The following is a 13,060-nucleotide window of genomic DNA, read 5'->3' as shown; positions in this document are numbered from 1 at the left end:
CCGACATACCTTCGATACCCTGGATCGAGCGCCGAACCACATCACGCGCCTGCAAGGCTTCGTCGCGCGCCGACTGTGAAGCCTCGGCTGCATTGCCGGCATTGCGGGCAATGTCCTGCACCGTCAGCCCCATTTCGTGGACGGCGGTGGCAACCATCTCGGTCATTTCTTGCTGCCGCCCCGAGCGTTCAGCTGTGTTGTCCACCACCTGAGTGACCTGTTCAACGGCCAGGTGCAACCGCTCGGTCGTGCGCAGCACTTCACCGATCAACCCGCGCTGGCTGTCGAGAAAACGGTTGAAGCCGCGGGCCAGGTCGCCTAATTCGTCCTGGCGGGAATCATCCAGGCGATGGCTGAGGTCACCCGCGCCACTGCCAATCTGCACCAGCGCAGCGGTAACGCGGCGGATAGGCCGCACCAGTCCACGCGCCAGCAATACCACCAACAGCAGCGACAGCAGCGCGACGCCACCACCGATCAAGGTGGTCAGCCAAACCGCCTGGTGCATCTGCGCAAAGATCTCGGCCTCAGGCACCTCGGCGACCAGGGTCCAGTTCAGGTCGCGCAGCGGCAGGCCCAACGCCAGGTAGTCTTCGCCATCGCGCTGGAAGCGGCTGGTGCGCAGGCCCTGGTCGCCACTCATGACCGCCTTCGCCGCGTGCGCATCGAGCTGTTCGACGAGCTGGCGCTTGCCGCTGAAGGCATTGTCCGGGTGCACCTGGATCAGGCCATCGTTGCGCACCAGAAACACCTTGCCGTGCTCGCCAAAGCTGAAGTCATGGATCAGTTTCGACAGTTGGGTCATGCGCAGGCCCATGCCGGCCACGCCCACCAGCTTGCCGTCCTTTTCCACGCGGTAGTCGATGAACAGCGCCAGCTCGCCGGTGGCGCCGTCGATATCGATATTGATCAGGCGCTCGGCGCCGCTGTCGATGTAGCCGTAAAACCACTTGTCCTTGGGGTTGGCCCGACTCAGGGTGCGGTCCAGGCCATTCTCGTTGTAGTAGTGGCCGGTCTCGGTCGAGGCGAACAGCGTGGTAAAGGCTTTGTTCCGCTGCTTGGCAGCGTCGAGGTACTCGATGAAGCGCGGGGCTTGAGCAGGGTCTTCGCCATCGGCGAGCCAATCGCGCAGCAGGGTATTGCCAGCAATGTCGGCCGCAGCCACCAACGGCTGGCCGAGCATACGCTCGATGTCGTTACGGATGGCTTCGACACTGGCTGGCAACGCTGTGTCGACCAGGTAGCGTTCGGTCAGGCGGTTGAGCGCCACCGTGAAAATGATCACCACCACCAGGATGCTCGCCAGCAGGGCCGCGCCCATGCTTGCGATCAATTGCCACTGGATGCTCTTACGCCAGATACGCATGCCCTTGCTCCCCGCCAATTATTGTTTTGGGGGAAGTGTATACACTTGCGTATCCAGTTATTCCAGTGACTTGGAACAACCAAAAACAACTGTGGGAGCGGGCTTGCCCGCGAATGCAGCGGTGAATTCACCATCGCATTCGCGGGCAAGCCCGCTCCCACAGGGGTTCGGCAGGGTGCTGCTTATTGTTCGGCGATAGTCCGAACGATCGCATCCACCGTGGCGTCGATCTGCGCCTGGGTGCGCGCAAGCGTCTGCTGGTGTTCCTTCTGCAGCTCAACCTGCTTGGAGCACAGGTTCAGTGCAGCCAGCACCAGCAGCTTATCGCCGATCAGGGTCGGATAAGAACCCTTGGTCTCAGCCAGGGCGGTGTTGAGCATCCGCACTGCCTGCGCCAGGGTTTCTTCCTGGCCTTCGGGCGCCTTGATCGAATAGTCGCTGCCGAGGATCGACACGACATTGACCGGCTGCGCTTGCAGACTCATGCGTTGACGACACCCGCATTGGCGCGATCAACCAGCGCCTGGATACGTGCGGCTGTGGCGCCGTTCTTTTCTTCCTGCTCCATCAGCGACAGCTGCAGGGTTTCGTTTTCTTCCTTGGCCTGGGCCAGTTGCTGACCAAGGGTGGTGTTCTGCTCGGTGAGTTGAGCGTTTTTCTGCATCAGGTCGCTGACCAGTTGCTCGATTTGATTCAGGGAGGCTTCCAGCATGGGTCTATCTCAGGTTGTTGCAAAGGCCGCACACGATAAAGAAAAGCGTGAGTCCTCGCCATTAAATATCGGATTCTTAAGGTTTCTAACCCGCAGATTGACAGGGTAACCGCCCGCTTGTTCCGACCTGGATCAACCGCCGGTCAGGAAAAGGTTAGCGCGCTCACAATTTTCACTGCGCTCGCTCAAGACTAACCCGTCACGACCGATAGCCAGGCAAGTCATATTTCGTCGCTGCTCCCTGCGACCTCTTCCCTTTGCCTGGATTGCTCCTTCCATGTCCCTACGCAACATGAACATCGCCCCGCGCGCGCTGCTCGGCTTCGCGCTGATCGGCCTGCTGATGCTCGGCCTCGGCATTTTCTCGCTCATGCAGATGGGCAACATCCGCCAGGCGGGTGTCGCCATCGAAAGCATCAGCGTGCCCAGCATCAAGTCGCTCGACGAGCTCGCTGCGCTGAACCTGCGTATGCGCACCCTCTCCTATCGCCTGCTGCTCAACCGCGAACCGGAGACGCAGCGCGACACCCTCAACCTGCTGGACCAGCGCAACACCCAGATCGACCAGGCGCGCCGCGCCTACGAGCCCATGATCGGCGCACCCGACGAGCAAGCCGCCTACGATCAATACAGCCAACTGCTCAATCAGTACCGCCAGCTGGAGGCGCGCATGCGCAGCCTGAGCCAGGCGGGCCGCACCGACGAACTGCGCGACCTGCTCAACCGCGACCTGTTGGCCAACTCCGAGCAGATCAACAAGGTCATGGACACCCTGGTGCGCATCAACACCGACCAGACCCGCGCCACCAACGAAACGGCTGCCGGCCAGTACGCATCTGCTTTCGCGCTGGTGATCGGTCTGTTGATCGCGGCCACCTTGTTGACGCTGGTGTGCGCGTTCCTGCTGACCCGCAGCATCGTCAAACCGATTGAAGACGCGCTCAAATGCGCCGAGCAGGTTGCCGACGGTGACCTGACCCACGTCATCCGCGCCGAAGGCACCGACGAAGCCGCCCGCCTGCTGCGCGCCATGGCCCGCATGCAGGACAAGCTGCGCGATACCCTGCAATTGATTGCAGGCTCCGCAACCCAGCTGGCATCTGCGGCGGAAGAGCTCAATAGCGTCACCGATGAAAGCGCCCGCGGTTTGCAACAGCAGAACAACGAAATCGAACAGGCCGCCACCGCCGTCACCGAAATGACCAGCGCCGTGGAAGAGGTGGCACGCAATGCGGTCAGCACCTCGGAAGCCTCGGGCGAAGCCAGCCGTTCGGCCGGCGACGGGCGCGACCTGGTACTGGAGACTGTTGGCGCCATCGAACGCATGAGCGGTGATGTGCAGGCCACTGCCACGCTGATCACCCACTTGGCCGAGCAGTCGCGCGACATCGGCAAGGTACTCGACGTGATCCGTGGCCTGGCCGACCAGACCAACCTGCTGGCACTTAATGCCGCGATCGAAGCGGCCCGTGCCGGTGAGGCAGGCCGTGGCTTTGCCGTGGTGGCCGATGAGGTGCGGGCACTGGCCCATCGTACCCAGCAGTCGACCAGCGAAATCGAGCGGATGATCGGGAGCATTCAGGGCGGTACCGAAGAGGCGGTGGAGTCGATGCGCACCAGCACCGAACGTGCCGCATCGACCCTGAACATCGCCCGTGGTGCGGGCATGGCGCTTGATACCATTGCGGGTGCCGTGGCGCAGATCAACGAGCGAAACCTGGTGATCGCCAGCGCGGCGGAAGAGCAGGCACAGGTGGCGCGGGAGGTGGACCGCAACCTGGTGAATATCAATGACCTGTCGGTGCAGAGTGCGACCGGGGCGCATCAGACCAGCGCGGCGAGTGCGGAGCTGTCGCGGTTGGCGGTGGACCTGAATGGGCTGGTGGCCCGCTTCCGTACCTGAAAACTGCTGGGGCCGCTTTGCGGCCCATTCGCGGGGCAAGCCCGCTCCCACAGGTGACCACTGATTTCAGACCTGTGATAAGCCTGTGGAAGCGGGCTTGCCCCGCGAAGGGGCCGACACTGCTACCCAACATCCAGCAACCATTCCCCGCCTCACGACACGGCCACTTAACCTAGTGTTTCCCTGAATCTTACTTCAGGGAACATCACATGGACCGTGCCCAATCCCACCTGCTGCGCCGTGGCCGTTTCTCACAGCCCGGTGGTCTCTACCTACTGACCACGGCAACCCATGAGCGAAAGCGGATCTTCACCCAACTGCAATTCGCCCGGGGCGTGATCCAGCAACTGAGGCAGACAGAAACCGATGGGCTTTGCCGATCCCTGGCCTGGGTGGTAATGCCTGACCATGTGCATTGGCTGATCGAATTGCGAAGTGGCACGTTGTGTTGCCTGATGCGCAGGTTCAAGTCATGCAGCAGTCATGCACTTTATAAGCGGGGCATGCCACGCGCAAAGGTATGGCAGCCGGGCTATCAGGACCGGGCCTTGCGTCGGGAGGAGAGTGTCGTGCAGGTGGCGAGGTACATCGTTGCCAACCCCGTAAGAGCAGGGCTGGTAGACCGTGCTGGCGATTATCCACATTGGGATGCAGTCTGGATTTGATGGCCCTTTCGCGGGGCAAGCCCGCTCCCACAAGTCCACCGTAACCTTCAAGCCCGCGGTGAACCTGTGGGAGCGGCCTTGTGCCGCGAATGGGCCGCAGAGCGGCCCCTTGGGTCTCCCACAAGCCCCCCGTAACCTTCAAGCCTGCGGTGAACCTGTGGGAGCGGCCTTGTGCCGCGAATGGGCCGCAGAGCGGCCCCTTGGGTCTCCCACAAGTCCCCCGTAACCTTCAGCCCGCGATGAACCTGTGGGAGCGGCCTTGTGCCGCGAATGGGCCGCAGAGCGGCCCCTTGGGTCTTTGGATCAGTAATCGATCCGCACATCCCCTTTAGGCACACTGCAGCACGACAGGATGTACCCCTCGGCCTCGTCTTCCTCGGTAATCCCGCCGTTGTGCTCCATCTCCACCTCGCCGCCCAGCTTGAGTACCTTGCAGGTGCCACAAATGCCCATGCCGCACGCTTTGGGAATCATCAGCCCGACCTTCGCCGCCGCCGCATGCACGGTCTCGCCCGGGGCGATGCGAATACTCTTCTCGCTGCCGATGAACTCCACCAGGTTGAGGTCCGAGACATCCAGTTCCGGCGCATCGGCGGCCTGCTCGGCGTGTTCCACGGCATCGGCCTTGGCCTCTGCAGGCGTGGCACCGAACGATTCCTCGTGGTAGTTCTTCATGTCGAAGCCGACGGCTTCAAGCATGCGCTTGACCGCGCTCATGTACGGCGTCGGGCCGCAGCAGAACACCGTGCGTTCCATGTAGTCGGGCGAAATCAGCTCCATCAGGCGCTGGTTCAGATACCCACGGTAACCCGCCCACGGCTCACCCAGCCCGTGCTTCTCACAAATGATGTGCAGGCTGAAGTTGGGGATGCGCGACGCCATCTGCTCCAGCTCGCGGTGGTAGATGATGTCCTTCGGCGAGCGGGCGCTGTGCACGAAGACCATGTCGACATTGGCGTTGGTGTCGTAGAACCAGCGCGCCATGGACATCACCGGGGTAATCCCGACACCGCCCGAGAGGTACAGCACCTTGCCCGCCGGGAAGTCGATGGCGTTGAACAACCCCACCGGCCCGTGCACCGGCAGTTCGGCGCCTTCGTGCATGGTGTCGTGCAGGTAGTTGGAGACATGCCCGCCCGGCACCCGCTTGACCGTGATCGAGAAGCTGTACGGCACCGACGGCGAACTGGAGATGGTGTAGGAGCGCATCACCGGCTTGCCTTCGATCTCCAGCTCCAGGGTGACGAACTGCCCAGGCTTGAAGAAGAACATGATCGGTTGGTCGGCCATGAAGCAGAACGTGCGCACGTCCCAGGTCTCCTGGATGACCTTGACGCAGCGCACGATGTGGCGGCCGTTGGCCCAGGTCTGGGTGGTGACCGGATTGAGGAAGGTATCGGACATGTTCATCTCCAGCAGCCGACTATTGGCCTTTTTATGGCGTCGATAATGCGCAAGCTGAAGGCGACGTACATTCCTGCCTGCGACATCGGCGTACTTATCGCGACCAGGCCCATGCTGCAAGGGCTGTGGCGTCGTTATTCAAATCGGCCATGTCGCCCATGGATACGGTTCACGACGCCTTCGGACGCACACTCCACGGCAAAAGAACCTGCTGTTTTTTTTACGACAGCCTTGCGGCACCACAACAATGATTAGCCACCTTTTGCCGGCCGCACACGGCCCCGAGGACCACACGATGGACGTCACCGCAACCCTGAGCCTGGGCGATCCACTGGAAGCAGCACGCACGGCCACCGCCGAGATGCTGCAGACCCGCGAGCGCACCTACTCGCTGCCCCAGCCTTTCTACACCGACGAGCGTCTGTTCCAGATCGACATGCAGGAGATCTTCCACAAAGAGTGGCTGATCGCCGGCATGACTTGCGAGATTCCGGCCAAAGGCAACTTCATCACCCTGCAGATCGGCAAGAACCCGATCATCGTCATCCGTGGCGCCGAAGGTAAGGTGCATGCCTTCCACAACGTCTGCCGCCACCGCGGCTCGCGCCTGTGCACCAGCGACAAGGGCAAGGTGGCCAAGCTGGTCTGCCATTACCACCAGTGGACCTACGAGCTGGACGGCCGCCTGCTGTTCGCCGGCACCGAAATGGGCGCCGACTTCGACATGAAGGAATACGGCCTCAAGCCTGTGAACGTGAAGGTTGCGGGTGGCTACATCTTCATCAGCCTGGCGGAAAACCCGCCAGCCATCGACGAGTTCCTGGCCACTCTGGACCATTACATGGAACCGTACGACATGGAGAACACCAAGATCGCGGTGCAGACCCAGTTGCTGGAAAAGGCCAACTGGAAGCTGGTACTGGAAAACAACCGCGAGTGCTACCACTGCAGCGGTTCGCACCCAGAGCTGCTGAAGACCCTGCTCGAATGGGACGACACCAACGACCCGCGTGCCAGCCAGGAATTCAAAGACCACGTGGCCGCTTCTGCCGCCGCCTGGGAAGCCGAGAAAATCCCGTACCTGCACAAGAGCCACGGCCTGCGTAACCGCATCGTGCGCATGCCGCTGCTCAAGGGCACCGTGTCGATGACCATGGACGGCAAGCAGGCCTGCCAGAAGCTGATGGGCCGCATCAAGAACCCGGACCTGGGCTCGATGCGCATCCTGCACCTGCCGCACTCGTGGAACCACTGCATGGGCGATCACATGATCGTCTTCACCGTGTGGCCGATCAGCGCCCAGGAGACCTTGGTCACCACCAAGTGGCTGGTGCACAAGGACGCAGTCGAAGGCGTTGACTACGACCCCGCGCAGATGCGCAAGGTGTGGGACGCCACCAACGACCAGGACCGCCGCCTGGCGGAAGAGAACCAGCGCGGGATCAACTCTACCGCTTACCAGCCAGGGCCTTACTCGAAGACCTATGAGTTTGGTGTGGTGAACTTTATTGACTGGTATAGCCAGCGGGTGCTGGAGAACCTGGGGGCGGAACCGGCGCCGTATTTGAAGGAAGTGCAGGCGCAGTAACTTGTACCACCTCCTGGCACGTTCTCTTACACGTGCCAGGAGACATCAGGACCGGCGGACATCCTCCATTTGGATATCACGGTCCCCTGACGATTGCCAACCTTGATAAGCGCCCCGCACCGTATTGGCGATCCTGCCTGCCCAATACGCACTCGTACGACCAACGTAGCTCATTGCCTCGCCCATCATCCTGATTCCGGTCACCTCCACGAACGTACCGAATACGACGCTGCTCGACGGTATGCCTGGCTGTCCCATCAGCGCCCAAGTCTCTCGTGCAGCATTGAAATTGGACGTGATGCCACCCGCAATATTACCCCCGGAATTAGCCAGGCCAAATCCAGTGCTGACGGATATCAATGAACCGTCTGCCCAACCGCTCTCGGCACCCGCGAGCAAGTTGGCTGTAATGCCTGTCGTACCGGTTGCCGCAAATAAAGTGTTGCCAATACGGCTCGTCAGTGGCGGTTCAGTATAGGTGGAAGGCATACCTTGAGAAATGAGGTACCGGTCTTGTAAACGCAACGCCTCGTTCTTCGACGTTCTAAAAATCGCCCCGGCGGCGGTAACAAGACTTGACGCCGCGCCGACCACAGGCTGCCAACTCTGCGCATCCGGGTCGATTCTGTTGATCGGGTCACCGCTGCAATAGGCGTAGGTATTCAGTCCACCTTTGTCGAACGGGCTTAGCCGGTCAGGGCTCAGAAACCGCATAAGGGACGGGCTATAGGCGCGACGTCCTTTTCCAAGCAAGTACTGACCAGTCAACGAATCCCGATATTGGCCGCAAAAGCCCACTACGGGTTCCACAGAAGCTTTCATCACGCCATAAGGCGAGTACGCACGTGGAATAGGAGGTAGCCCTCCCATTACGGACTGTTGCCGATCAGTGCTTAACAATAACGTCGACATGGTTTACCCACAGGTGCCGGTTCTTGTGGATACCTTAGCGAAAGCTTAGAAGTGTGCGTACTGGCAAAAATACTAGGGAGCATTGATCATTATTTGATCAATCTTTGGCAGGCCTTATGGAACCTGGTCTGCAGCGAATTCCGTACACCTTGTCCACAGGGACACCAACAGAGATTGTGTGCAAAACTTCGCGCGACTGAAAAGGGCTGTGGATAACGGTCGCAAGCCTCGGTTTATGCCACAACAGTGGAGCGTAAACGGATAATGATCACTTTTTGATCAAACCCGCGTAACGCCTGAATCCAGAGGCCTGTAGCGATGCACAAACACTTTATCCACACCTTGGCGAACAGATTCCGGGGGTAAGATTCAGTGTAGGAGCGGCCTTGTGTCGCGATGGGTCGCAGCGCGGCCCCAGGATCTCGAACCTGGCTCAAGAGTGTCGGGGCTGCTGCGCAGCCCATCGCGACACAAGGCCGCTCCTACACAGGGGCGTCAACGCAACACGCCCTCTTCTACCAGCAGCTTGAGGATCGCCTCAGCGCCCTCTTGCGGCGAGACATCCTTGAGCACTTTGCCCCCGCCGCCACTGGCCTTGGCCGTTGCCGCCTTCATCCGGTCGGCACCGCTCTTGGCCTTGATGACCTTCAGGCGCTTAGGCCGTGGGCGGGCAGGTTGCAGCTCAGCTTCGCCCAGCAGCTCGTCTTCGACAATCGCCACATTACGCGCTGCCAATACACCCCGACGCGCAGGCCCAAACGCACTCTGGCGTGGCTTGGGCGCAGCGTTATCCACAGTCGCCAGCAACGGCAGGCGCACCTTCAGGCGACGCCGCTGCCCGCGAGGCAGGGCCTGGAGCACCTGGGCGGTGCCGTTTTCAATGGACTCCACCTCCGCCAGGCCGACGATCAACGGCCAACCCAGCTTCTCGGCCAGCAGGAACGGCAACATGCCCGAGCCCTCGCCCGTCTCGGCCTGGCTGCCGGTCAGCACCAGCTGGGCGCCAGCATCGCGCAGATAATCCCCGAGCACGCCCAGCACATCGGCGCCGGCCGGCTGCTCCAGCACATCCAGGTGCTCCAGCCCCATGCCCAGGTACGCACGCAGCGCCTCTTCCCGAGGATCGCCGGCATGTACCACCTGCAAGTTATCCCCAGCCAGCTGCAAACCCAGCTCCACCGCGCGGGCATCCTGCTCGGCGCGGCGGGCGCGGCCAGAGCTTGGGTGGGCACCGATGGAAACCAGGCTGATGACTTTCGTACTCATGCTCGTGCCCTTATGCCGCGTCGCGCTGGCCGCCGCTGCGGTAGTTGTCCACAGCCTCGATCAGTGCCTTGAGAATCGCCGAACTGTCGCCAATTACCGACAGGTCGGCCCGTTTGATCATGTCGCAGCCTGGGTCCATGTTGATCGCCACCACCTTGTCGCAGGCACCAATGCCCTGCAGGTGCTGGATCGCGCCAGAGATACCCACAGCTACATAAACCCGTGCAGTGACCCAGGTACCGGTGGCCCCCACCTGGCGGTTACGCGGCATGAAGCCGTCATCCACCGCCACCCGCGAGGCGCCTTCGGTGGCGCCGAGGGCTGCGGTTGCCTTGTGGTACAGGTCCCAGTCCTTGACGCCATTACCGCCCGAGACAATGAACTCGGACTCGGCCATGGCAATGGTGGCAGGGTCTACGGCCACGGAGCCCAGGTCTTCGATACGCGACAGGCTGCGGGCGATGCTTGTGGACAACTCCACCGGCTGCGCCTCGTGACGGGTTTCGCTGACAGGTTCGGCACATTCCGCCGCTGCCAGGATCAAGCGTGGCACGGCGCGTTGCAGGTCTTGTTGACCTGCGCCCGCGCGGCCTATGCACTGGCCATCCTTGACCTGCCAGACCCGCGTCGCCGGGCGTTCGCCCAACGCCGCCCCGAACCGCCGGCCCAATTCGCCGCCACCGGTGCGGCTATCGGGCAGCAGCCAGTGGCGCGGGGTGAACTGGTTATCCACAGCCCGCAGGCCCTGGACCAATTGTTCTGGCGCGTACCCTTCGAACGCCTCGCCCTCGATAACCAGCAAGCGGTCGACGCCGGCTGTGGAAAAGTTGCTTTCCTTGTGTTCGCCAAATACCACGGCCAACACTGCGCCGTCGCTGCCAGCCAGGCTGTGGGCCAGGCCCAGCAGGTCGCGGTCGTGGCTGCTCAGGCGGCCACCGACCATGTCCGGCACCACGCCAATGTAGAACGCCGGCGTCGGCACCTGGTGCAACGGCAGTTGGACTTCAGCGGCCGCCGTGCGCCGCCCGCCCACACCGGTGCCCTGCTGGGCGCCGCTGCGGTCGATACGCTTGATGCCACTGGGGCCGATGAAGCCTGCGGCAATCGCATGCGGGTTTTTGCGGATGACGCCGTTGGGCCCCATCCAGCTGGTCTGTTGCGTCTGCATCGCCGCATGCAGCGGATGCAGACGGTTACGGGCGATCCACTCGGCGCGTGGGTCGCGGCGGATGATGTCGCTCATCAGTGCACCTCCGCAGGTTCACGTTTAACCGTTGGCGACTTTGGGGTCGCGGGGGTTTCCTCTTCGATCAGCACATCGGCTACCAGCTCGGCGAGGTCCTTGATCTGTGGGCGCGGTTCGACCACACCTTCGAGCATCGCGGTGCACTGTGGGCAACCCACTGCCACCAGTTCGGCCTCGGTCTCGCGGATGTCGTCCATGCGCATGTCGGGGATACGTTGCTTGCCCGGGATGTCGGTAATCGGCGCACCGCCGCCACCGCCGCAGCAACGGGAACGGAAGCCTGAGCGCTCCATCTCGCGCACTTCGATACCCAGCGCCTTGAGCACTTCGCGGGGCGCTTCGTATTCACCGTTGTAACGGCCCAGGTAGCACGGGTCGTGGTAGGTGACGCTGCCGCCCTTGTGCTGGCCCAGGTTGAGCTTGTTGGCTGCGATCAGTTCGGCAATGTAGGTGCTGTGGTGCTGCACCTGGTACTCGCCACCCAACGCACCGTACTCGTTCTTGAGCACGTGGAAGCTGTGCGGGTCGCAGGTGACGATGCGCTGGAACTTGTACTTGGCCAGGGTCTGAATGTTGCGCTTGGCCAGTTGCTGGAAGGTTGCTTCATCGCCCAGGCGACGGGCCACGTCACCGCTGTCGCGTTCTTCCAGGCCGAGCACGGCAAAGTCCACGCCGGAGGCCTTGAGCACTTTGACGAACGAACGCAGGGTGCGTTGGTTACGCATGTCGAAAGCACCGTCGCCGACCCAGAACAGCACCTCGGTGGCTTTCACCTCCGACAGCAGTTTCAGGTTGAGGTCGGCCGCCCAGTTCATCCGCCCGCCAGGGGCGAAGCCGCCGGGGTTGTCGGTGGCAATCAGATTGTCCAGCACCTCGGCGCCCTTGTTGGGGGTCGCGCCCTTTTCCAGGGTGAGGTGGCGGCGCATGTCGACGATGGCATCGACGTGCTCGATCATCATCGGGCATTCCTCGACGCAGGCGCGGCAGGTGGTGCACGACCACAGCGTCTCGGCGTCGACCAGGCCATTGACGATCGGCTGGTGCGGATGGCCGCCATGCTCGCCGATCGGCTTGCCGGGGTACGGGCTGCCGGCGAACTTGGCGTCAGTGCCACCGGCCAGGCCGATGACCATGTCCTGGATGAGTTTTTTCGGGTTCAGCGGTTGGCCTGCGGCATAGGCCGGGCACATGGCTTCACATTTACCGCACTGCACGCAGGCATCGAACCCGAGCAGCTGGTTCCAGGTAAAGTCCACCGGTTTTTCCACGCCCAGCGGCGCGTTCGGGTCTTCCAGGTCCAGCGGCTTGAGGCCGGTAGAGCGGCCGCCGCCGAAGCGTTCGGCACGGCGGTGCCAGGCCAGGTGCAAGGCACCGGCGAAGGCGTGTTTCATCGGGCCGCCCCAGGTCATGCCGAAGAACAGCTCCGACACGCCCCACAGCACACCCAGGCCGAGTACGCCGACCATCACCCAGCCACCGGTGTTGGCCGGCAGGATGCCGGCCACCGGCAAGGTGGCGATGAAGAAGCTTGCGGCGAATACCAGCAGGCTCTTCGGCAGGCGCATCCACGGGCCCTTGGACAGGCGCGCAGGTGGGTTAAGGCGGCGTTTGAAGACAAAGATCGCACCGGTGAACATGATCACCGTCGCGACCAGCAATGCATAGCCAAGGATCTTGCTCTGCAGGCCGAAGCCGTGCACCAGGATCGCCAAGGCCGCCGACAGCACGAAGCCGCCCGCCGTGGCGACGTGGGTCTTGGACATGTACTTGTCGCGTTCGACCACGTGGTGCAGGTCCACCAGGTAGCGTCGCGGCATGGCCAGCAAGCCGCCGATCAGGTTGACCTTGGACGCTCGGCCACGCCGCCACATGCGCACCCGGCGCAGGGCGCCGAGCACCGCCAGGCCAAGGGCAGCGAACAGCAGGATGGGTAGAAGGGTGTTCAACATGGGAGGCTCCCACAAACAGCTGAATTCTTGCGCCGCTATGCCCCTTGTG

At 62.2% G+C, this 13,060-nt stretch carries 10 protein-coding genes and 1 pseudogene; 3 read left to right on the top strand and 8 right to left on the bottom strand.

Annotation, left to right across the window (positions count from 1 at the left end; genetic code table 11):
• Positions 1-292: 292 nt before the first annotated feature.
• The 3 genes and pseudogenes from ACSSU5_RS12350 to ACSSU5_RS12340 all read right to left on the bottom strand — a co-directional run.
• Positions 293-1,321: pseudogene (locus ACSSU5_RS12350) on the bottom strand (HAMP domain-containing protein); the annotation flags it as partial.
• Positions 1,322-1,548: 227 nt separating this feature from the next.
• A complete protein-coding gene (locus tag ACSSU5_RS12345) occupies positions 1,549-1,851 on the bottom strand; it encodes a cell division protein ZapA (protein WP_492561243.1) in 303 nt (100 codons plus the stop codon).
• Positions 1,848-2,078 carry an MreC domain-containing protein gene (locus ACSSU5_RS12340; RefSeq protein WP_027594302.1) on the bottom strand — a complete coding sequence of 77 codons (231 nt, stop codon included), beginning with the start codon at positions 2,076-2,078 and terminating at the stop codon, positions 1,848-1,850. The genes ACSSU5_RS12345 and ACSSU5_RS12340 overlap by 4 nt, the downstream gene beginning before the upstream one ends.
• A gap of 277 nt (positions 2,079-2,355) precedes the next feature.
• Here ACSSU5_RS12340 and ACSSU5_RS12335 point away from each other — a divergent pair, with 277 nt between their 5' ends.
• Together ACSSU5_RS12335 and ACSSU5_RS12330 are read left to right on the top strand one after the other, a co-directional pair.
• Complete coding sequence (locus tag ACSSU5_RS12335) at positions 2,356-3,981, top strand: methyl-accepting chemotaxis protein (protein WP_264310644.1); 1,626 nt, start codon at positions 2,356-2,358, stop codon at positions 3,979-3,981.
• Positions 3,982-4,190: 209 nt separating this feature from the next.
• On the top strand, positions 4,191-4,646 hold the full coding sequence (locus ACSSU5_RS12330; protein WP_264310645.1) for an REP-associated tyrosine transposase: 456 nt from the start codon (positions 4,191-4,193) through the stop codon (positions 4,644-4,646).
• Positions 4,647-4,949: 303 nt separating this feature from the next.
• Here ACSSU5_RS12330 and gbcB read toward each other — a convergent pair whose 3' ends face one another.
• Positions 4,950-6,050 (bottom strand): glycine betaine monooxygenase reductase subunit, encoded by a 1,101-nt coding sequence (gene gbcB / locus ACSSU5_RS12325; RefSeq protein ID WP_264310646.1) that lies wholly within the window; start codon positions 6,048-6,050, stop codon positions 4,950-4,952.
• Between the two features lie 295 nt (positions 6,051-6,345).
• Here gbcB and gbca point away from each other — a divergent pair, with 295 nt between their 5' ends.
• Positions 6,346-7,638 (top strand): glycine betaine monooxygenase oxygenase subunit, encoded by a 1,293-nt coding sequence (gbca, locus tag ACSSU5_RS12320; protein ID WP_264310647.1) that lies wholly within the window; start codon positions 6,346-6,348, stop codon positions 7,636-7,638.
• Positions 7,639-7,683: 45 nt separating this feature from the next.
• On the opposite strand, the gene ACSSU5_RS12315 is transcribed toward gbca, so the two are convergent.
• The 4 genes from ACSSU5_RS12315 to dgcB all read right to left on the bottom strand — a co-directional run bounded on the left by ACSSU5_RS12315 (position 7,684) and on the right by dgcB (position 13,011).
• Positions 7,684-8,508: an RHS repeat-associated core domain-containing protein gene (locus ACSSU5_RS12315; protein ID WP_492561314.1), complete on the bottom strand. Its 825-nt coding sequence runs from the start codon at positions 8,506-8,508 to the stop codon at positions 7,684-7,686.
• A gap of 537 nt (positions 8,509-9,045) precedes the next feature.
• Positions 9,046-9,816 carry an electron transfer flavoprotein subunit beta gene (gene etfB / locus ACSSU5_RS12310; protein WP_264310649.1) on the bottom strand — a complete coding sequence of 257 codons (771 nt, stop codon included), beginning with the start codon at positions 9,814-9,816 and terminating at the stop codon, positions 9,046-9,048.
• Positions 9,817-9,826: 10 nt separating this feature from the next.
• Positions 9,827-11,059 (bottom strand): electron transfer flavoprotein subunit alpha, encoded by a 1,233-nt coding sequence (etfA, locus tag ACSSU5_RS12305; RefSeq protein ID WP_492561242.1) that lies wholly within the window; start codon positions 11,057-11,059, stop codon positions 9,827-9,829.
• Positions 11,059-13,011, bottom strand: a complete 1,953-nt coding sequence (dgcB, locus tag ACSSU5_RS12300) for a dimethylglycine demethylation protein DgcB (protein ID WP_264310651.1) — start codon at positions 13,009-13,011, stop codon at positions 11,059-11,061. The genes etfA and dgcB overlap by 1 nt, the downstream gene beginning before the upstream one ends.
• Positions 13,012-13,060 lie beyond the last annotated feature (49 nt).

Source organism: Pseudomonas sp. E1MeOHC2 (assembly GCF_058745025.1).
The sequence above is the reverse complement of the archived record's forward strand: the minus strand, read 5'-3'. Positions and strand labels throughout refer to the sequence as shown.

Excerpts from the sequence above, each read along its gene's own strand:
- ACSSU5_RS12345 (WP_492561243.1), bottom strand. The coding sequence starts at position 1,851 with ATGAGTCTGCAAGCGCAGCCGGTCAATGTCGTGTCGATCCTCGGCAGC.
- ACSSU5_RS12340 (WP_027594302.1), bottom strand. The coding sequence starts at position 2,078 with ATGCTGGAAGCCTCCCTGAATCAAATCGAGCAACTGGTCAGCGACCTG.
- ACSSU5_RS12335 (WP_264310644.1), top strand. The coding sequence starts at position 2,356 with ATGTCCCTACGCAACATGAACATCGCCCCGCGCGCGCTGCTCGGCTTC.
- ACSSU5_RS12330 (WP_264310645.1), top strand. The coding sequence starts at position 4,191 with ATGGACCGTGCCCAATCCCACCTGCTGCGCCGTGGCCGTTTCTCACAG.
- gbcB (WP_264310646.1), bottom strand. The coding sequence starts at position 6,050 with ATGTCCGATACCTTCCTCAATCCGGTCACCACCCAGACCTGGGCCAAC.
- gbca (WP_264310647.1), top strand. The coding sequence starts at position 6,346 with ATGGACGTCACCGCAACCCTGAGCCTGGGCGATCCACTGGAAGCAGCA.
- ACSSU5_RS12315 (WP_492561314.1), bottom strand. The coding sequence starts at position 8,508 with ATGGGAGGGCTACCTCCTATTCCACGTGCGTACTCGCCTTATGGCGTG.
- etfB (WP_264310649.1), bottom strand. The coding sequence starts at position 9,816 with ATGAGTACGAAAGTCATCAGCCTGGTTTCCATCGGTGCCCACCCAAGC.
- etfA (WP_492561242.1), bottom strand. The coding sequence starts at position 11,059 with ATGAGCGACATCATCCGCCGCGACCCACGCGCCGAGTGGATCGCCCGT.
- dgcB (WP_264310651.1), bottom strand. The coding sequence starts at position 13,011 with ATGTTGAACACCCTTCTACCCATCCTGCTGTTCGCTGCCCTTGGCCTG.